The 18,089-nt window shown below is 41.6% G+C and carries 17 protein-coding genes; 6 read left to right on the forward strand and 11 right to left on the reverse strand.

All coding sequences use genetic code 11. From position 1 onward, the window contains the following. Positions 1–48: 48 nt before the first annotated feature. The 3 genes from ELZ61_RS04605 to ELZ61_RS04615 form a co-directional block, all read right to left on the reverse strand. Positions 49–1,194: an N-acetylneuraminate epimerase gene (locus tag ELZ61_RS04605; RefSeq protein WP_126371797.1), complete on the reverse strand. Its 1,146-nt coding sequence runs from the start codon at positions 1,192–1,194 to the stop codon at positions 49–51. Positions 1,195–1,246: 52 nt separating this feature from the next. Beyond that, positions 1,247–2,230 (reverse strand): sialic acid TRAP transporter substrate-binding protein SiaP, encoded by a 984-nt coding sequence (locus tag ELZ61_RS04610; protein WP_126371799.1) that lies wholly within the window; start codon positions 2,228–2,230, stop codon positions 1,247–1,249. 384 nt (positions 2,231–2,614) lie between these two features. Then, positions 2,615–4,462 carry a TRAP transporter large permease subunit gene (locus ELZ61_RS04615; RefSeq protein WP_126371801.1) on the reverse strand — a complete coding sequence of 616 codons (1,848 nt, stop codon included), beginning with the start codon at positions 4,460–4,462 and terminating at the stop codon, positions 2,615–2,617. Positions 4,463–4,808: 346 nt separating this feature from the next. Here ELZ61_RS04615 and ELZ61_RS04620 point away from each other — a divergent pair, with 346 nt between their 5' ends. Genes ELZ61_RS04620 through nanA form a run of 5 tightly spaced genes read left to right on the forward strand, consistent with a single transcriptional unit; the run spans position 4,809 to position 8,685 of the window. Then, the gene (locus ELZ61_RS04620; protein WP_126371803.1) at positions 4,809–5,498 is read left to right on the forward strand and encodes an N-acetylmannosamine-6-phosphate 2-epimerase; all 690 of its coding nucleotides are present in this window, start codon (positions 4,809–4,811) and stop codon (positions 5,496–5,498) included. Positions 5,499–5,516: 18 nt separating this feature from the next. Beyond that, positions 5,517–6,404 (forward strand): N-acetylmannosamine kinase, encoded by an 888-nt coding sequence (locus ELZ61_RS04625; protein WP_126371804.1) that lies wholly within the window; start codon positions 5,517–5,519, stop codon positions 6,402–6,404. A gap of 18 nt (positions 6,405–6,422) precedes the next feature. Next, complete coding sequence (gene nanQ / locus ELZ61_RS04630) at positions 6,423–6,893, forward strand: N-acetylneuraminate anomerase (protein WP_126371806.1); 471 nt, start codon at positions 6,423–6,425, stop codon at positions 6,891–6,893. A gap of 21 nt (positions 6,894–6,914) precedes the next feature. Beyond that, positions 6,915–7,784 carry a MurR/RpiR family transcriptional regulator gene (locus ELZ61_RS04635; RefSeq protein WP_126371808.1) on the forward strand — a complete coding sequence of 290 codons (870 nt, stop codon included), beginning with the start codon at positions 6,915–6,917 and terminating at the stop codon, positions 7,782–7,784. A 19-nt stretch (positions 7,785–7,803) separates the two neighbouring features. Beyond that, on the forward strand, positions 7,804–8,685 hold the full coding sequence (nanA, locus tag ELZ61_RS04640) for an N-acetylneuraminate lyase (protein WP_103853348.1): 882 nt from the start codon (positions 7,804–7,806) through the stop codon (positions 8,683–8,685). Between the two features lie 131 nt (positions 8,686–8,816). Here nanA and ELZ61_RS04645 read toward each other — a convergent pair whose 3' ends face one another. The 8 genes from ELZ61_RS04645 to lexA all read right to left on the reverse strand — a co-directional run bounded on the left by ELZ61_RS04645 (position 8,817) and on the right by lexA (position 15,285). Next, positions 8,817–9,371, reverse strand: coding sequence for a DUF5358 domain-containing protein (locus ELZ61_RS04645; RefSeq protein WP_422386265.1), 555 nt, complete (start codon positions 9,369–9,371; stop codon positions 8,817–8,819). Next, positions 9,371–10,111, reverse strand: a complete 741-nt coding sequence (gene rlmB, locus ELZ61_RS04650) for a 23S rRNA (guanosine(2251)-2'-O)-methyltransferase RlmB (protein ID WP_126371812.1) — start codon at positions 10,109–10,111, stop codon at positions 9,371–9,373. The genes ELZ61_RS04645 and rlmB overlap by 1 nt, the downstream gene beginning before the upstream one ends. 133 nt (positions 10,112–10,244) lie before the next feature. Continuing rightward, entirely contained in the window at positions 10,245–12,647 is a 2,403-nt protein-coding gene (gene rnr, locus ELZ61_RS04655; RefSeq protein ID WP_126371814.1) for a ribonuclease R, read from the reverse strand. 191 nt (positions 12,648–12,838) lie between these two features. After that, the gene (rplI, locus tag ELZ61_RS04660; protein WP_126371816.1) at positions 12,839–13,288 is read right to left on the reverse strand and encodes a 50S ribosomal protein L9; all 450 of its coding nucleotides are present in this window, start codon (positions 13,286–13,288) and stop codon (positions 12,839–12,841) included. Between the two features lie 17 nt (positions 13,289–13,305). Beyond that, complete coding sequence (gene rpsR, locus ELZ61_RS04665; protein WP_035687245.1) at positions 13,306–13,530, reverse strand: 30S ribosomal protein S18; 225 nt, start codon at positions 13,528–13,530, stop codon at positions 13,306–13,308. Positions 13,531–13,542: 12 nt separating this feature from the next. Further along, a complete protein-coding gene (priB, locus tag ELZ61_RS04670) occupies positions 13,543–13,869 on the reverse strand; it encodes a primosomal replication protein N (protein ID WP_126371818.1) in 327 nt (108 codons plus the stop codon). Continuing rightward, complete coding sequence (gene rpsF / locus ELZ61_RS04675) at positions 13,856–14,233, reverse strand: 30S ribosomal protein S6 (RefSeq protein ID WP_103854031.1); 378 nt, start codon at positions 14,231–14,233, stop codon at positions 13,856–13,858. Before rpsF ends, priB begins: the two co-directional genes overlap by 14 nt. 416 nt (positions 14,234–14,649) lie before the next feature. Beyond that, positions 14,650–15,285, reverse strand: coding sequence for a transcriptional repressor LexA (lexA, locus tag ELZ61_RS04680; RefSeq protein ID WP_126371820.1), 636 nt, complete (start codon positions 15,283–15,285; stop codon positions 14,650–14,652). Positions 15,286–15,510: 225 nt separating this feature from the next. On the opposite strand from lexA, the gene plsB reads away from it, so the two are divergent. After that, positions 15,511–17,943 (forward strand): glycerol-3-phosphate 1-O-acyltransferase PlsB, encoded by a 2,433-nt coding sequence (plsB, locus tag ELZ61_RS04685; RefSeq protein WP_126371822.1) that lies wholly within the window; start codon positions 15,511–15,513, stop codon positions 17,941–17,943. The last annotated feature ends 146 nt before the right edge of the window (positions 17,944–18,089 follow it).

The following is an 18,089-nucleotide window of genomic DNA, read 5'->3' on the forward strand; positions in this document are numbered from 1 at the left end:
AAAAAAGCCTCGTTAGACGAGGCTTTAGATTATGTTTATCGGTATGTTTTATTCAACAACCAGTTTTTTTCCGTCATAACTCATTGTTTGAACTGCGGTGAGCGCTTTTCCTCCTTGACCTTCACCACCGATTAATAGCACTTTGTTATCATAGCTGACACTTACCCCATAACCAATCGGCTCTGGTAAGTTACCAATGATTTTCCAAGTGCCTTTTTTGGCATTGAGTGCATAAACATCACTATGCCAAGTTTTTTTCAACCCACCAGTGCGATGTGCATCGGTGATACCATTTTGATAATTTGCTCGCGCGCCCGGGAAGTTTGCCCCACCGGTTACGATATAGTTACCGTAGGTGTAGCCCCCCATTGCACCTGCAATACCTTCTTGTTGTTTTTGCCCTTTCGGTGTTGGTAAATCACCTAATTTTTTCCAAGTAACTCCATTTTTACCGATTGTACCAAGTTCCGTGGTCTGGGTTCGCAATCCTGCTTTTACTTCTCCGTTTACAACAAGAAGTTTGTTATCCTTAATTGCTACAGCTGCCCCTGCTCGTCCTGAGTATGGGAAAATGCCTTCGTTACGCCAAGTATTGGTGGCTGGCTCATAGCTGACAATTTCTGGTGAGAAGAAGAAATCCTGTACGCGTAAATTGAAATAAGGATCAAAAATGGCTTTTTCTTTGTCTTTATCGCCACCTGCGGCTGCGATGTCTTGGAAAAGTCCGTTCCAAATTTCTTGGTTAATTCCGCCTACAAAATAAATTTTACCGTTCGTTTCTGCCACACTTGCGCCCACAGCTGAACGTGGTGAGCGAGTTTGCAATTTTGTCCAAGAGTTTGTTTCTGGATCATAGCGATAAGCATCATTAATCACTTGATTTTTCGCCACATCAGTATCTTGGAAACCGCCAAACACATAGAGCTTACCATCTACGCCAGCAGAAACAGGCTGATTACGTTTTCCACCTGGGAAAGCTGGCAGTTCTTGCCATTTAGCGTCTTTCTCTTTTAAATTAAGAGAATAGAATTTATCTCCACCCGTTCCTAAACCTACATAAACGGTATCGCCAATTAATGCCCCTGTTCCGCTTTTAATCCCTACAGGCAAATCAGGGTATTGGCTTGCTTGTGCAGCAAAGGCTGTCATTGCAATGGCAGCAAATAATGCACTGTGTAATGCTGTTTTTTTCATATTGACCTCTTGTCGTTAAGGTTATTGCTTAATAAATTGAGTAAGCAAACCGCTATTTAGCTAACTCAGAGATTTCTGCTACAGCTTGTTTTCCAACTTCACCATTCTTTTTCAAGTATTCATCGTAGTATGGTTGTAACGCCGCTTTGAACGGTGCAAGATCTGGTTTTGTTACGGTTACGCCTTTTTCTTGGAAGAAAGCGATTAACTCATTTTCACCGTCCACAAATAATTTGGTGTGATAATCTGCAGCTTTAAGTGCAGCTTCTTTCACCACAGCTTTCAAATCATCAGGTAACTCATCAAGGGTTTCATTACTGATAACGTAAAGTTGGTCATTTAAAATGTGGTTGGTTAACGCTAAGTATTTTTGCACTTCATAGAATTTTTGCGCTTGAATGGTTGGTAATGGGTTTTCTTGGCCATCTACCGCATTGGTTTGTAACGCAAGATACACTTCAGAGAACGCCATTGGTGTTGGGGTTGCACCGACATATTTCGCGAAAGCAAGGTTAGTCGCCGCATTTGGCACACGAAGTTTCAAGCCTTTCATATCCGCAATGCTGTTAATTGGGCGGTTTGAGGTGGTTTGGCGAGTACCGTTATAACCTATAGAAAGCACGCTCACGCCTAATTCTTTATTGATTTTAGCGAATAAGTTTTTACCAAAGTTGGTTTCTAACACCGCTTTTTTCGCCACATCAAAATTTTTCAACATATAAGGCAGTGCAAACACCTCCGCTTCAGGATAGAAAATTTGGAAACGGGCAGATTCTGCAAGGGTGAAGTCTAATGCGCCGTCTTTAAGTTGTTTTAACATTACGCGGTCATCACCAAGTTGAGCGCTTGGGAAAATTGCAACTTCAATTTTACCTTGAGATTTGTCTTTCACTTCTTTTGCGAAGAACTCAACGGCTTTGTATTCATTGGAGCTTGTACCAGCAACCATACCAAATTTTAAGTTATAGTCTGCGGCAAACACCGAGCTAGATAGACCTAAACATAATGTAGCAAGAGCAAGTTTGTTTAATTTCATTGCAATTCTCCTTTCATTGATTTGCAGAGTGAACAGAACATTTCAATCTAAATAGTTAGGGCATATTTCTCTTTGGGGATACGACAACGCCAAACAACGGAGGAAATGTCCTAATGGCTATATAATAAATGAAGTAATATTTCATTACTGAGAGCTGTATCACAAAATTGAAAAAAGGTTGAAAAAACTTTTAAACGTATTTTTTCTTGAAATGACTTGGTTTTAAACGCATTAAGCATTTTTTTATATGAAATGATACTCCATTTTTTGCAAAAAGGATTTTTCTAAAAATCAAAGTGCGGTGCTTTTTTTCGGAATTTTTAGTGATAAATTGGCGATAAAAAAGCGGGTGAATTTCACCCGCACTTTGTTTTTGCTTTTCTCTTATGGCATTAAGAGATTTGGTATAAAGGTAATAATTTGTGGGAAGATAGTGATAAGCACCAAGGTAGTAAACACAGGGATTAAGAATGGTAGAACCCCTTTGGTTACCGTACTCACTGGCATATTCCCCACACGGGCTACCACGAACAATGCCATTCCCATTGGCGGTGTTAAAATGCCCACCATCATATTTAATGTGGTCATCACGCCAAAGAAGACCAGATCAATGCCGAAATGCACCGCGATTGGAATGAGCATTGGTAGCACTAAGAATTGTAGCGCAAGGGCATCAATAAACATTCCTAAGAATAAGAGTAGCAAGTTGATCATAATAAGCACCATTGTTGGTGTATCAGCTACTGCCATAAAGAGATCGGCAATGCGCATAGCCACTTGCTCACGAGCGATCATATCGCCGAAGAAGGTTACCGTCATCACCATTAGGGCGGTTACCCCAGTGATTGCCATTGCTTCCACACAGCTTTTGAATACCATTTTGAGCGTGAGTTCGCGGTACACAAACATTCCAATAATAATGGAGTAGGCAGCGGCGATCACGGCGGCTTCAGTTGGGGTGAACAAGCCAGAGAAAATGCCGCCAATAATTAAAATTGGGGTGAGGATTGCCCAAATGGCTTTTTTAAATGCTTCACAACGTTGTTGTAGTGAGGCTTTTGGCGTTCTTGGATAATGACGTTTTTTCGCAATGGCATAGTTCATCGCCATTAATGCAATCGTGAGTAAAACCCCAGGTACAAAGCCTGCGACAAAGAGTTTGGCGATAGATTCATTGGCGATCACACCATAAATAATCATCGCAATACTTGGTGGTACAAGGGGGCCAATAATACAAGATGCCGCCGTGATCCCTCCACAAATATCATCATCATAACCGGCATCACGCATTGCTTTAATTTCAAGCTGACCTAAGCCACCAGCGTCTGCTAGTGCTGAACCTGACATTCCAGAGAAAATCAAACTTGCGCCGATATTAACGTGTCCCATACCGCCAGAATAATGGCCTAACAAGGCTTTGGCGAAGTTGAAAATCCGTTCGGTTATGCCGCCTGTGTTCATCAAAATCCCCGTTAGGATAAAGAACGGCACGGAAAGCAGTGGGAAGCTGTTTAGGCTATCAACTAATTTTGATGAGGCAGAATTGACCACATTCCAGCGGGTCATTGCGAAATATAAAATAGTAACAATAAATAGCGACCAGCCCACAGGTGTGCCAAGGAACATAATCACAAGCCACACAATTAAGCAGACATACACCGCATTGCTGCCAAGTTTGATGTAGTTGCTAATGCGCAAGGCTTTGAACCATTCTGGGTGAGTCATCAAAATTGCAAACAGAAGCAAAGCGAAAATAATGTAGAAAGTGGCAGGCAAATAGCTCAGTTGATTTTTGTAATTTTCACTTTGCGCTTGCAGAAAGCGAACAAACACTAAAATTGAAATGAATGGCAGAGGCGCATAAAGCCATTTTTCCGAAATCTGCAAGGATACAATTTCAAAGCTAGCATCTAAAAAGACTTTGAAACCTAAATAGATAAACAAGAAAATACAAGCAAAGATAATCAGTTGAACAAAAGAGTTGATGGCTTTTCGCACCTTCTCAGGCATTAAATTGGTGAGAAAGTCGATGTAAACGTGTTGTTGCGAACGCGTTGCCATACTAATGCCAAACATAGCGACATAAACAAAGAGTAAGCGAGCCAGCTCTTCACTCCAGATAAACGGAGAATCAAAAACTTGGCGAGCGATGATTTGGGCAAGAAGAATGATAAAAATGACGAGGAATAAAACGCCACCCACCCATTCTTCTAATTTATTGAAATATTTCATAGGAACTCCAAAGATGTTCAACTAAATAGTGCGATATTTATCCATAATGAAATGCGAAACAGATTTGCCTTGTAATGCTTTCATTCTCAAATTTTAATGAAGTAATATTTCAAGAAAATCCTAATTTTGGTTTGAGAGGAGAGAAACAGCATTTTCAGCAAAAAACGTATTTCCCTTTTAAAATACAAGGCGAGTGGAGTTTTTTCAAATTGTTTTATGAAATTTTACTCCAATTTATGATCTAGATCTCACTTTTAAACTATTTTTCTTGTATTTTATTTTCAGAGGTCTATCCTAGCACCCAGCGAAAATTAACTTCCTTTCTTAAAAATATCTTGGAGTTTATATGTCAAAATTGTCACATCAAGATGTGCTAAACCAGATTCGTTACGGGCTTATTGCCTCTTGCCAACCTGTTGATGACGGTCCGATGGATAAGCCTGAAATCGTGGCGGCAATGGCACAAGCCTCAGTGCAAGGAGGCGCGGCTGGATTGCGAATTGAAGGAGTCGAAAACTTAAAAGCCACTCGCCCTGTGGTGGATAAGCCCATTATTGGGATTGTAAAACGTGATTTGCCAGATAGCCCTGTGCGCATTACGCCGTTTTTGCAGGATATTGAAGATTTAGCAGCGGCAGGGGCAGACATTATTGCCGTGGACGGCACGCTGCGCACGCGTCCTGTATCCCTTGAAAGTGCGGTGAAAAAAATCAAAGAATTAGGCTGTTTGGCGATGGCCGATTGCTCGAACTTAGAAGAAGGGCTGTATTGCCAAAAACTCGGCTTTGATATTGTGGGCAGCACAATGTCGGGCTACACAGGCGGTGAAGTGCCTGATGAGCCTGATTATCAGCTAGTGAAAGATCTCAAAGCCGCAGGCTGTTATGTGATGGCGGAGGGGCGTTACAACACCCCAGAACTGGCGAAAAAAGCCCTTGAAATTGGCGCAGATGTGGTTACCGTGGGATCGGCGCTCACTCGCTTAGAACATATTGTGAGCTGGTTTGCCAGTGCGGTGAAATCAGCAAAATCATAACTAACACAAGGACGGCGTATGCGTTGTTTAGCATTAGATATTGGTGGCACAAAAATTGCCGCCGCATTGGTGGAAAATGGCGTGATTTCACAACGCCAGCAAATTAGCACCCCTCAAGATCAGTCTGCACAAGGAATGGAGCAGGCGTTAAAAACCTTAGTTACAGGCTATGCAGGGCAGTTTGATGCGGTGGCCGTGGCGTCCACAGGGATTATTAATCGTGGCGTGCTAACCGCATTAAATCCGAAAAATTTGGGTGGCCTTGCTAATTTTCCACTGAAAGCGTGCATTGCGCGTTACACCGATAAGCCCATTGGCTTACTCAATGACGTGCAAGCTGCGGTCTGTGCGGAATATCAATTACAAGAACAAAATCAAAGTGCGGTGAAAAATTTCTTATTTATTACCGTATCTACTGGCGTGGGCGGTGGAATTATTTTAAATGGCGAATTAACCACAGGCGAGAACGGCATTGCTGGGCATATTGGCCATACCCTCGCTGATCCCAACGGGCCAATGTGTGGTTGTGGGCGTAAAGGTTGTGTGGAAGCCATTGCATCAGGACGTGCCATTGAGGCGGTGTCTTCACAATGGGCAGAACCTTGTTCACCAAAAGAAGTGTTTGAACGCTTTAGAAAAAATGACGAAAAAGCCACCGCACTTGTGCAACGTTCCGCACAAGCCATTGCCAATTTAATTGCCGATATGGTGATTAGCCTAGATATTCAAAAAGTGGTGCTAGGCGGTAGTGTGGGTTTGGCGCAAGGTTATTTGCCTTTAGTACAACAATATTTACAGACAATGCCCAAGTTTTATCAATGCCCTGTTGAAGCCGCTCAATCTGGCGCTGATGCAGGTTTATTAGGTGCGGCTTATTGGCTAGAACAACAAGTAGTAAAACAATAAAAATCAAAGGAGTACAAAATGATTTTAGGCGATTTAACCCGTGATGATTTTGCCAGAGGTTTACCAATGGTGCTGGCAGAAATTTGTCATCAATTAAGAAGAATGGATCTCTCCAAATTAACCGTTGGCCGCCACGATCTCACCGATCAAATTTATATGAATGTGATGGAGTTTGATACCGCACCAAGTGATAGCAAACAAGCTGAGCTTCACCATAAATACATTGATATTCAACTGCTTATTAGCGGTAATGAAGTGATTGAATATGGCGTAAATGAGCCTGATCTCAGCACTTATAATGAATACAACGAAGCAGATGATTATCAGCTCACGCCAGATATTCCAAACAAAAGTGCAGTGCGTTTAACGCCGAAAATGTTTGCCGTGTTTTTCCCTTATGAGCCTCATAAACCAGGTTGTGTGGCTGGGGAAAATCCTGAATTTATCAAGAAATTAGTGGTAAAAGTGCCAGTGGAGTTAGTGAGTTAAACAAACACAGGGGGAAGTTTTATGGTTGCAACAAGCGGGAATATTCTGGATACCATCGGGGCGTTGTATAACAGCCTGACAAAAACGGAGAAGAAAATTGCGACTACGATCTTATCTTCTCCACATTTGTTAAGCCAATTTTCATTGGCGGAAATTTCACAGCAGTTTGATGTGGGGGAGGCGACTTTTATTCGCTTTTGCCGAACTCTCGGGTTTAAAGGGTTTACCGATTTCAAATTGCAGCTTTCCATTGAATTGGCAACTAAAGAAAAACAGCCAAATTCTTTGTTAGAAAGCGACATTACCAAAAATGATGATACGCAAAACATCGCAGAAAAACTGCATAATTCCATTAATAATGTGATTAAAGAAACCATTAATTTGCTTGATGTAAAACAGCTTGAACAAGTGGTGCTGGCAATGCGTCAGGCAAAACGCGTGTTTCTTTTTGGCGTGGGCTCATCAGGCATTACCGCAGAAGATACAAAACACAAATTAATGCGTATTGGGTTACAGGTGGACGCTATTAGCAACAACCATTTTATGTATATGCAAGCCGCACTGATGAATAAAGATGACGTGGTGATTGGCATTAGCCACTCAGGTTATTCTAAAGAAACCACGCAATCTTTAAATATCGCCAAGAAAAATGGGGCAACAACGGTGGCATTAACCCACAATTTACGCTCGCCCATTACACAGGTTGCCGATTATGTTCTCATCAACGGACATAGACAGGGGCAACTACAAGGAGATTCTATCGGAACAAAAATTGCACAGCTCTTTGTGTTAGATTTAATTTATGCCTTGATCGTGCAAGCCGAAGAAGAAAATGCAACAGAAATGAAGCAAAAAACCGTGAATGTGATTTTAGAACAGCGGATCAAATAAATTAGTTTAGGAGAAACCAATGAAAAACTTAAAAGGCATTTTTAGCGCCTTGCTTGTATCTTACAACGAAGACGGCTCAATCAATGAAAAAGGCTTGCGTGAAATTATTCGCTACAACATTGATAAAATGAAAGTGGACGGTTTGTATGTGGGCGGCAGCACAGGGGAAAACTTTATGATTTCCACTGCGGAGAAAAAAGAAATTTTCCGTATCGCCAAAGACGAAGCAAAAGACCAAGTAGCATTGATTGCACAAGTAGGGAGCGTCAATTTACACGAGGCTGTGGAATTAGGGAAATATGCCACGGAACTTGGTTACGACAGCCTTTCAGCGGTAACCCCGTTCTACTACAAATTTAGCTTTGCAGAAATCAAACATTATTACGACACCATCATTGCCGAAACAGGCAATAATATGATCGTCTATTCCATTCCATTCTTAACTGGTGTAAATATTGGCGTGGAGCAATTCGGCGAGCTTTACAAAAACCCGAAAGTGTTAGGCGTAAAATTCACCGCAGGCGATTTCTATTTGCTAGAACGCTTGAAAAAAGCTTACCCTGATCATCTTGTGTGGGCAGGCTTTGATGAAATGATGCTACCAGCCGCGGCTCTTGGCGTGGACGGCGCGATCGGCAGTACGTTCAACGTTAATGGTATCCGTGCAAGACAAATTTTTGAACTTACCCAAGCAGGCAAACTTGCTGAAGCCCGCGAAATTCAACACGTTACTAATGATCTGATTGAAGGCATTTTAGCAAACGGCTTGTATCTCACCATTAAAGAATTGCTTAAACTTGAAGGCGTGGACGCAGGCTACTGCCGCGAACCAATGACCGCCAAAGCTACCGCACAACAAATTGCTGTGGCAAAAGAGCTCAAAGCGAAGTTTTTATCATAACAAGAAAAAAGAGCGGAAAATCTCCGCTCTTTCTTAGTCATCAATAATTTTTGGCTAGAGTTTCTAGCCTTTTTTCTTATGTGTTTACCGCATTCGTGCAAAACAAAGTGCGGTGCAAATTTTTGTGATTTTTATAGCAGTAGGGTAGCGCCCCATTTAATAATATCAAAGAAAAACTTATTATCATTAGTGGCAACGCCGTTGCTTGCTTTGCCGTCTTCTTCTTTGCTAACCTCTGCCATACCACTTTTATATTGCCCTTTTACCACGGCTAAATCATCGCGAGCTTTAAGGCGTAGCACATTACATTCAGCCTGAGTTAAAGGTTCAAATTCGGTTTGTTTGAATTTTTTGAATTGGTATTGTGCATAACCCATAGATTTTTCATCATCTTGAATGATTTTGAGGTACTCTTCACCGATAATGTTTTCTAATGGATAGAAGAACACATATTGCGCGTGGATATAAGCGTCTTCTTTACTAAAATGTGCTTGCTGAATGCGAGTTAAATTAGGGTAAATACATTGTTCCGCTTGGCGACTTGCTGAAACCCAACGCTGTGCATCTTTATCGGATAACACATAATCTGCCCCAGCAAATTGGGCTGGAATAGGTGTTGTAGCACTATGCCAGCTGCAAGCCGCAACTAAACTCATAAAAAAAGTGAGAACGAATTTTTTCATTATTAGCCTGCCAAGCGCTGTCTTGCAATTTCAAATAAACACACACCCGTCGCAACCGATACATTCAGGGAAGAAACTGAACCCGCCATTGGAATACTCACCAACTGATCGCAAGTTTCGCGGGTTAAGCGGCGCATTCCGTCCCCCTCTGCGCCCATTACTAACGCGAGCGATCCCGTTAATTTGCTTTGGTATAAGGTTTCTGTAGCCTCCCCTGCGGTGCCAACCACCCACATATTATAATGCTGTTGCAACTCTCTTAAGGTGCGCGCTAAATTGGTTACACGAATCAATGGCACCACTTCTGCCGCACCACAAGCCACTTTGCGTGCGGTGGCATTGAGCTGTGCCGATTTATCTTTTGGCACGATCACCGCACACACGCCTGCCGCATCAGCGGTACGCAAGCACGCCCCCAGATTATGCGGATCAGTTACGCCATCTAGCACCAATACAAGGGGATTTTGCTGATCGCGTAAAATACGATCCAGATCATTTTCATTTAATTCTTTGGCAGGTTGCACGCGCGCAATAATTCCTTGATGTACTTCACCGTTGGCTTTTTTATCCAACGTTTCGCGATTAAGGAATTGCACGGAAATGCCAAGCTGATAAAGCGTATTGAGAACAGGCTGTAAGCGTTTATCTTCACGCCCTTTTAGCACATAAACTTCAATCAGCCGTTCAGGTGCATTTGCCAAAAACGCATTAACCGCGTGGATTCCATAAATATTTTCAGACATTGTTATCCTTTACATTGATACATAAAATTAGGCGGAATTATACGCTTGTTTGCCGTCCTTCCGCCAGTTTTTCGCAAAGCGATCTTCTTGCGCTATTTTTTTCGCAAGTGCGTTTTGACTAAATGTGTTTTAACTAAGAGCGGTGCGATTTACGCTTATTTTTCTTAGCAGAAATTTCTGATTTTTTCACCGCACTTTTGTTTTTCGCTTTTTTCGTTGATTTAGCGTTGGATTTCCCTTTTTGTTTTTTCGCACTTTCAGCATAGCGGAAGCTTTTTTTCGCTTTATCTTTGGCGGTTTTGCCTTCGCGGCGTGGCTTGCGTTCTGTGCTGATGAGTGTGAAATCCACTTGGCGCTGTTCAAGGCTAACGGCTTCTACATGCACTTCCACTTTATCGCCTAAACGATAAATCCGTCCGCTGTTTTCACCAATTAACTGCTGGCGGTTTACATCAAATTGGTAATAATCGTTATCCAAAGTTGAAATATGCACAAGCCCGTCAATGAACAAATCATCTAAACGCACAAATAAGCCAAAGCCCGTTACGGCAGAAATTACGCCAGTAAATTCTTCGCCAACGTGATCTTGCATATATTCACATTTGAGCCAATCTGCCACTTCTCGCGTTGCATCGTCGGCACGGCGTTCGGTCATTGAGCAATGTTCGCCTAGGTTATCCATTTCATCAAAAGAATAATGATAGCCACCTGAATCTGTGGTTTTGCGTTTTGAACCTTGCAATTTAGCCAGTAAGTATTTGATTCCACGATGTAAGGTTAAATCGGGATAGCGGCGAATTGGCGAGGTGAAATGGGCATATTGCGTAAGGGCTAAGCCAAAATGTCCGATGTTGTCGGCGGAATAAATAGCTTGACTGAGCGAACGCAGAAGCATTGTTTGAATCAGCTCGTGATCGGGGCGTTCTTTCACTTGTGCCAGTAACTTGGCATAATCTTCTGTGCTTGGTTTCGCACCACCGCCTAAACTTAACCCTTGCTCTGCGAGGTAAGCACGGAAAGCACTGAGTTTTTCTTCACTTGGCGTGGCGTGAACACGGTATAGCGCAGGTTCATTGTGGGTTTCCATAAAATTCGCTGCGGCAATGTTGGCTAAAATCATACATTCTTCAATGATCTTATGAGCATCATTGCGCCTCACTGGCTCAATGCGTTCAATGCGTCCCATTTCATTAAATACAAATTTGCTTTCGATGGTTTCAAAATCAATCGCGCCACGTTGTTGGCGTGCTTTTACCAAGGCTTGATAAAGATGATGTAATTCTTGCAAATGGGGAACAAGGGGTTCATAGCGTTGTTGCAGTTCTTCATCACCTTCCAAAATGCGTGCCACTTTGGTGTAGGTTAAACGCGCGTGAGAATTCATCACGGCTTCGTAAAAGCGGTAATCGGTCATTTTGCCTTTTGGCGAAATGCTGAGTTCACACACCATACATAAACGATCAACCTGTGGATTGAGCGAACACAAGCCATTAGAGAGTACTTCTGGCAACATTGGCACAACACGATTTGGGAAATACACCGAGTTTCCGCGATTATAGGCTTCGTTATCCAGTGCCGTGCGCAGACGAACATAGTAGCTCACATCGGCAATGGCAACCCAAAGTTTCCAGACGCCTTTTTCAGTACGCTGGCAATACACCGCATCATCAAAATCTCGCGCATCTTCACCATCAATGGTGACTAAAGGAAGTTGGCGTAAATCCACCCGCCCTTTTTTTGCCGCTTCAGGCACTTCTTCGGTGAATTTTTTGACTTGCTTTTGCACCGCACTTGGGAAAACGTGCGGAATATCGTGATTGCGAATGGCAATTTCGGTTTCCATTCCTTTTGCCATATTTTCGCCCAACACTTCAATAATCATTCCCACAGGGCGAGTAAACATTGCGGTGCGAGGTTTGAGTTCCACCACCACAACTTGCCCCATTCGTGCGCCGTGGCGATATTCATTTGGGAGCAAAATATCACGATTGATTCGGCTGTCATCAGGCACAACATAGCCAATCCCTTCTTCTAAAAAAAAACGACCCACAATATGCTTTTTGCGTCCTTCAAGTAAACGCACAATGCGCACTTCTTGACGCCCTTTGCGATCAAAGTCGCTTGGCTGTGCAAGGACATAATCACCGTGCATTACTTGCTTCATTTGTCCATTGGGAATGAATAAATCTTGCTTTGCACCGTCCACTTGTAAAAAACCGTAGCCTTCTTTATGCCCAATCACCATTCCTTTGATTAAGTCTAATTTTTCTGGCAAGGCATAGCGCTTACGTTTGGTGAAAACAAGTTGCCCTTCATTTTCCATTGCGCGTAAACGGCGGCGCATTGCTTCTTGGCGCTCTTCATCGTGAATCGCCAAAACAGCATATAATTCTTCTTTTGACATTGGCGCATTATGATCACGAATAATATTGAGAATAAACTCACGACTTGGCACAGGGTTGCTATATTTTTTTAATTCCTGCTGATAATTTGGATCGGAAAGTGCGGTGGTTTTTTTTGTTATTTTTTTAGCCATAATGATTTCCTTATAAGGCATAGATTGCTGTAAGTTTGACATTGCAGGAAGGGGAAAGCAAGGAAAGAATTGGGGATATTTTAGGCAAAGTGCTTTTTATCGTTATCATTTGTAAAACAGCAAGGGGAAAATACGCTTACAAACAAAAACCCAGCGCGTGCTGGGTTTTTTTATCTTATAAAAAGCTGTGATTATTCAGCAACTACGATAAGACGTAAGTTTGCGAATACTTCACCGTGAAGTTGGAAACGAACTTCGTGTTCACCAGTAGTACGGATTAAACCATTTGGTAAACGCACTTCGCTTTTCGCTACTTCAACACCACGAGCTGTGATAGCATCAGCAATATCACGAGTACCGATAGAACCGAATAGACGGCCTTCATCACCCGCTTTACTTGCGATGGTTACAGACTCAAGGGCTTCAAGACGCTCTGCGCGATCCATTGCTGCCACAAGTGCTTTCGCTGCTTTTTCTTCTAATTCTGCACGACGTGCTTCAAAATATTCAACGTTAGCTTTGGTTGCCATAACCGCTTTCCCTTGTGGGATTAAGAAGTTACGTGCATAACCAGATTTAACGTTTACTTGATCACCAACGTTACCGAGGTGAACAACTTTATCTAAAAGAATTACTTGCATTACCGTATTCTCCTTAATTACTGATTATCAGTGTATGGAAGTAACGCTAAGAAACGCGCGCGTTTGATTGCACGAGCTAATTGACGTTGATACTTCGCACGAGTACCGGTAATACGGCTTGGAACAATTTTGCCGCTCTCTGAAATATAGTTCTTTAACGTTGCAATATCTTTGTAATCGATTTCTTGAACGTTTTCCGCAGTAAAGCGGCAGAACTTACGACGACGGAAATAACGTGCCATTTGGCTAGTCTCCTAATCTATAAATTCGATTTGCTCGGCGTGTAATACTAATTGACTTAAACCATTTGCAGATTTGTGTGCAGTGATAAACCCCGCTATCAATAAATTACTGCCGACCGTAATGCTTTGAGTTTTTGCAATTAACTGATTGCCACTAACTTGAACTGCGATTTTACACCACGCTTGACGGGGTAATCCTGCCTCTTGTTGTTCAGAACGATGTTCTAAATAAAAACGGCAATGTTCAATTCCGTTAGGGCTTTTGCTTCGTTTGGGAAAGTCGCTGACTTGCCCTATTAATGAGAAGCGATTATCAATTTTTGAATTACTCTTCAGCATCCTCAAAATCGTTGTTTTCAACTTCAGCTAAAGGTTTACGCTCTTCGCGTGCTTTAACCATTGGGGACGCTTCTGTTACGGCGTGCTTAGTACGAATAATTGCGTTACGAAGAACTGCATCATTGTAACGGAATGTTGTTTCTAGCTCGTCGATGACTTCTTGAGGCGCTTCTACATTCATTAGCACATAATGTGCTTTGTGTAATTTGTTAATTGGGTAAGCTAATTGACGGCGACCCCAATCTTCTAAACGATGGATTTGACCGCCCGCTTCTTTAATAGAATTGGTATAGCGCTCAATCATCGCTGGTACTTGTTCGCTTTGGTCCGGATGAACCATAAACACGATTTCGTAGTGACGCATTACTGCTCCTTACGGGTTAATCAGCCTCCGACTGTAAGACCAGCTACCAATCTTGCGGAAGCAAGGAACGAAAATGATGATGTAGCTGTAAGGCGTGCGATTATACAGGATTAACGAAAAAGCACAAGGGAAAATTATGTTATTTCATAAGGAAATTTTGAGTTTCAAATTGCACACTTTTAATATATATAAAAAGCATCAATTTACTCAAAATTACTCAAAAAATTTCGCAAAAAAACACCCGCACTTTAATGGAACTCATTCAGTAAAACCGATGAGCATTACAATTCAAAGATAGCTTGTAAAACTCAGGCTCTCGTCACCTCATTGCTAGCTTTGTAACCACTTGTATTTATAAACAAAAGTGCGGTGCAATTTTTTGAATTTTTTAATAGCGAATAAAGCAAATAAATAGGTTACATCCACGCATTATTACGAATGATCCCTACCGCAATCCCTTCAATTTCAAATTGTTCTGTTTCAGCAAGATCAACCACAATTGGCTCAAATTCTTCATTTTCTGCGTGAAGATAAACAATGGAACCTTTGCGCTCAAAGCGTTTTACGGTAACTTCGTCTTCAATGCGAGCCACGATCACTTGGCCATTGCGTACGTCTTTGGTGCTATGCACGGCTAATAAATCGCCGTCTAAAATGCCAATGTCTTTCATTGATTGACCATAGACTTTTAGCAAGAAATCCGCTTGCGGTTTGAACATATTAGCATCTACTTTATAAGTGCCTTCAATATGCTGTTCTGCTAAAATCGGCTCACCTGCGGCGACACGTCCGATAAGCGGTAAGCCATCTAGTTCTTCTTCCTCATTTTCTTCTGCAAGTAAACGAATACCGCGCGATGCGCCTGGGATAATTTCAATTACGCCTTTTCGTGCAAGGGCTTTAAGATGTTCTTCTGCCGCATTTGGTGAGCGAAATCCCAATTCACGCGAAATTTCCGCGCGAGTAGGCGGCATTCCTGTGGTTTCTAAATGGCGTTTTAGTAGATCATAAACTTCTTGCTGACGGGCTGTGAGGGCTTTCATCATTGTCATTTTATTCCCCTGTTTTTATATACATATTCACTGGTATTATATACAGAAACAGATTTGTTGCAATCTTCTTTTGTTCTATTAATGGGATTTGTTTGATTTTTGTTAGATTTATGCGAAATTTTAGCGCTAAATCAATTTATATCAGCGTAAATTGAAAAAAAATGCCAAAATTTTGTGGTAAAATGGCGTAACTTTTTATCTAGATAAATAAATTACGGAATTTATATGGCAAGTATGCTTAATTTATATAGAAAATTATTAGAATTACCGCTTTCTGTATTAGTTAAAAATAATCCAATTCCTCACAATCCTATTGAAGAATTATCTTTAAATGTGCAGCAGCCTATCGTTTATGTGCTGCCTTATACATCGCAAACAGATTTAGTGATTTTTCGCAAAAATTGTTTAAATGTTGGCTTGCCTGATCCTTTTGAGAAAAATGAAATTGGTGGCATTTCGTTGCCACGTTTTGTGTTTTTAGATGAAGGGCGCCGCATTTTTAAATCTAAAGGGGCAAAAAAGGAAACCATCGCCATTTTTAATAAATACCTAGAATTACATCGCACTTTAGCTGATCTTGATGTGCAGCTTATTCCTGTTTCGGTATTATGGGGACGTTCGCCCGGCCACGAAAATAAAACAGGCTTGCCAAATTTACGTTTATTAAATGGTATTCAAAAATTTGCCGCTGCGATTTGGTTTGGGCGTGATACCTTTGTGCGCTTTTCGCAAGCTGTTTCATTGCGTTATATGGTGAATGAACACGGCTCAGATGAAAAAATTGCAGCGAAGTTAGCGCGAGTTGCGAAAATTCACTTTTCTAAACAACGCATTTCAGCTACAGGGCCACGCTTGCCAAATCGCCAAGCGATGTTTAATAAATTGCTGCAATCCCCTGCGATTCTAAAAGCCATTGAAGATGAAGCAAAAAGCAAGAAAATTCCAATGGAAAAAGCGCAAAAAGAGGCGTATAAAATCTTAGATGAGATCGCCGCCAATGTGAGCTATGAAGGCTTGCGTGTAGCGGATCGTTTCTTACGTTGGCTATGGAATAAACTTTATCAAGGTATTGATGTGCAACACGCTGATCGTGTGCGCAAATTGGCACTTGAAGGCCACGAAATCGTTTATGTGCCTTGCCATCGCAGCCATATTGACTATTTATTGCTTTCTTATGTGTTATATCATCAAGGTTTGGTAACACCGCATATCGCTGCTGGAATAAACTTAAATTTCTGGCCTGTGGGCGCAATGTTCCGCCGTGGTGGCGCATTTTTTATTCGCCGTACATTTAAAGGTAATCGACTGTATTCAACTATTTTCCGTGAATATTTAGGTGAATTATTCCATCGTGGTTACTCAGTTGAATATTTCATTGAAGGCGGACGTTCCCGCACTGGGCGTTTACTTGCGCCAAAAACAGGAATGATGTCAATGACCTTGCAAGCCTTGCAGCAACGCCAAACGCGTCCGATTTCTGTCGTGCCTGTTTATGTGGGTTATGAGCACGTTTTAGAAGTGGACACTTACGCCAAAGAATTGCGTGGTGCGGCAAAAGAGAAAGAAAATGCGGGGCTGGTGTTACGCGTAATCAAAAAATTGCGTAATTTAGGCAAAGGCTATGTGAATTTTGGCGAGCCGATTGTATTAAGCAGTTATTTGAACCAACATTTCCCAGAATGGAAAGAACCACATTCAGAAGATGAGCGTTCACAATGGTTTAATAAAGCGGTTGATTCTGTTTCAAACCAAGTTATGGTGAATATTAATAATGCCGCAGCGGTTAATGCGATGAATTTAACAGGGACGGCATTGTTGTCATCTCGTCAGCGTGCCTTGACGCGTAAACAGTTATTAGAGCAGTTAGCAAGTTATCAGCAATTTTTGCAGAATGTGCCTTATTCTGATGATGTGATTGTGCCAAGCGAAACGCCAGAAGAAATGCTCGATCACGTTTTAAACCTTGACCGCGTAGGCGTTCTGGTTGAAAAAGATAATTTTGGCGAAATTATTCGCTTAGAGCGTAATTCTGCTGTGTTGATGACTTATTACCGCAACAATATTCAGCACTTATTCGCTTTGCCTTCTTTGGTGGCCAGCATTGTGTTGCATTATGGTGCAATCCAAAAAGATCTTGTGTTGGAGGCAGTTGGAAAAATTTATCCGTTCTTGCGCGGTGAATTATTTTTACATTTTAGCGATGATGAATTAAAAGAGCGTGTAGAAAATATTATTCAAGAATTGCAACGACAAAATATTATTCAGTGCAATGAGAATTTGCTCGCAATTCATAAACCGCAAGTCAGAATGTTGCAACTTTGGTCATCGGGCGTGAGAGAGATTTTGCAGCGTTATTACATCACAGTGAGCATTCTACAAAATGATCCAACCATTTCTCGTGCGACATTGGAAAAAGAAAGTCAATCGGTAGCGCAACGTTTATCTGTGTTGCACGGTATTAATGCGCCAGAGTTTTTTGATAAAGCGGTGTTTTCTGCGTTTGTGGGTAACCTAAAACAATATGGTTATTTTGATGAGAATAACCAAGTGAACGAGGCGTTACTTGACGAACTCAGCGAAATTCTTGCGCAAATGATTTCTACTGAAGTTCGACTCACAATTAAAAGTGCGGTGGAAAAAACAGAAGAAATTGATTAATGTTGTGATTTAATATGTTCAAATAAGTAAAAAACCTTAGCAAATAGCTAAGGTTTTTTGTATTTTGAAACGTGGTATCTATTTTAGGTGGCAATCCGATTGCTAGGTGATCAAGAAACGCATAGAAAAGTTTTCACCGAGATAAT

This window comes from Avibacterium volantium, from assembly GCF_900635775.1.
Lineage (GTDB): Bacteria > Pseudomonadota > Gammaproteobacteria > Enterobacterales > Pasteurellaceae > Avibacterium > Avibacterium volantium.

What these genes read in the sequence shown, in the direction of transcription:
- rpsR (WP_035687245.1), bottom strand. Translation starts at nt 13,530, where the DNA reads ATGGCACGTTATTTCCGTCGTCGTAAGTTCTGCCGCTTTACTGCGGAA.
- nanA (WP_103853348.1), top strand. Translation starts at nt 7,804, where the DNA reads ATGAAAAACTTAAAAGGCATTTTTAGCGCCTTGCTTGTATCTTACAAC.
- priB (WP_126371818.1), bottom strand. Translation starts at nt 13,869, where the DNA reads ATGCTGAAGAGTAATTCAAAAATTGATAATCGCTTCTCATTAATAGGG.
- nanQ (WP_126371806.1), top strand. Translation starts at nt 6,423, where the DNA reads ATGATTTTAGGCGATTTAACCCGTGATGATTTTGCCAGAGGTTTACCA.
- rplI (WP_126371816.1), bottom strand. Translation starts at nt 13,288, where the DNA reads ATGCAAGTAATTCTTTTAGATAAAGTTGTTCACCTCGGTAACGTTGGT.
- ELZ61_RS04620 (WP_126371803.1), top strand. Translation starts at nt 4,809, where the DNA reads ATGTCAAAATTGTCACATCAAGATGTGCTAAACCAGATTCGTTACGGG.
- rlmB (WP_126371812.1), bottom strand. Translation starts at nt 10,111, where the DNA reads ATGTCTGAAAATATTTATGGAATCCACGCGGTTAATGCGTTTTTGGCA.
- rnr (WP_126371814.1), bottom strand. Translation starts at nt 12,647, where the DNA reads ATGGCTAAAAAAATAACAAAAAAAACCACCGCACTTTCCGATCCAAAT.
- rpsF (WP_103854031.1), bottom strand. Translation starts at nt 14,233, where the DNA reads ATGCGTCACTACGAAATCGTGTTTATGGTTCATCCGGACCAAAGCGAA.
- ELZ61_RS04605 (WP_126371797.1), bottom strand. Translation starts at nt 1,194, where the DNA reads ATGAAAAAAACAGCATTACACAGTGCATTATTTGCTGCCATTGCAATG.
- lexA (WP_126371820.1), bottom strand. Translation starts at nt 15,285, where the DNA reads ATGACAATGATGAAAGCCCTCACAGCCCGTCAGCAAGAAGTTTATGAT.
- plsB (WP_126371822.1), top strand. Translation starts at nt 15,511, where the DNA reads ATGGCAAGTATGCTTAATTTATATAGAAAATTATTAGAATTACCGCTT.
- ELZ61_RS04635 (WP_126371808.1), top strand. Translation starts at nt 6,915, where the DNA reads ATGGTTGCAACAAGCGGGAATATTCTGGATACCATCGGGGCGTTGTAT.
- ELZ61_RS04615 (WP_126371801.1), bottom strand. Translation starts at nt 4,462, where the DNA reads ATGAAATATTTCAATAAATTAGAAGAATGGGTGGGTGGCGTTTTATTC.
- ELZ61_RS04625 (WP_126371804.1), top strand. Translation starts at nt 5,517, where the DNA reads ATGCGTTGTTTAGCATTAGATATTGGTGGCACAAAAATTGCCGCCGCA.
- ELZ61_RS04610 (WP_126371799.1), bottom strand. Translation starts at nt 2,230, where the DNA reads ATGAAATTAAACAAACTTGCTCTTGCTACATTATGTTTAGGTCTATCT.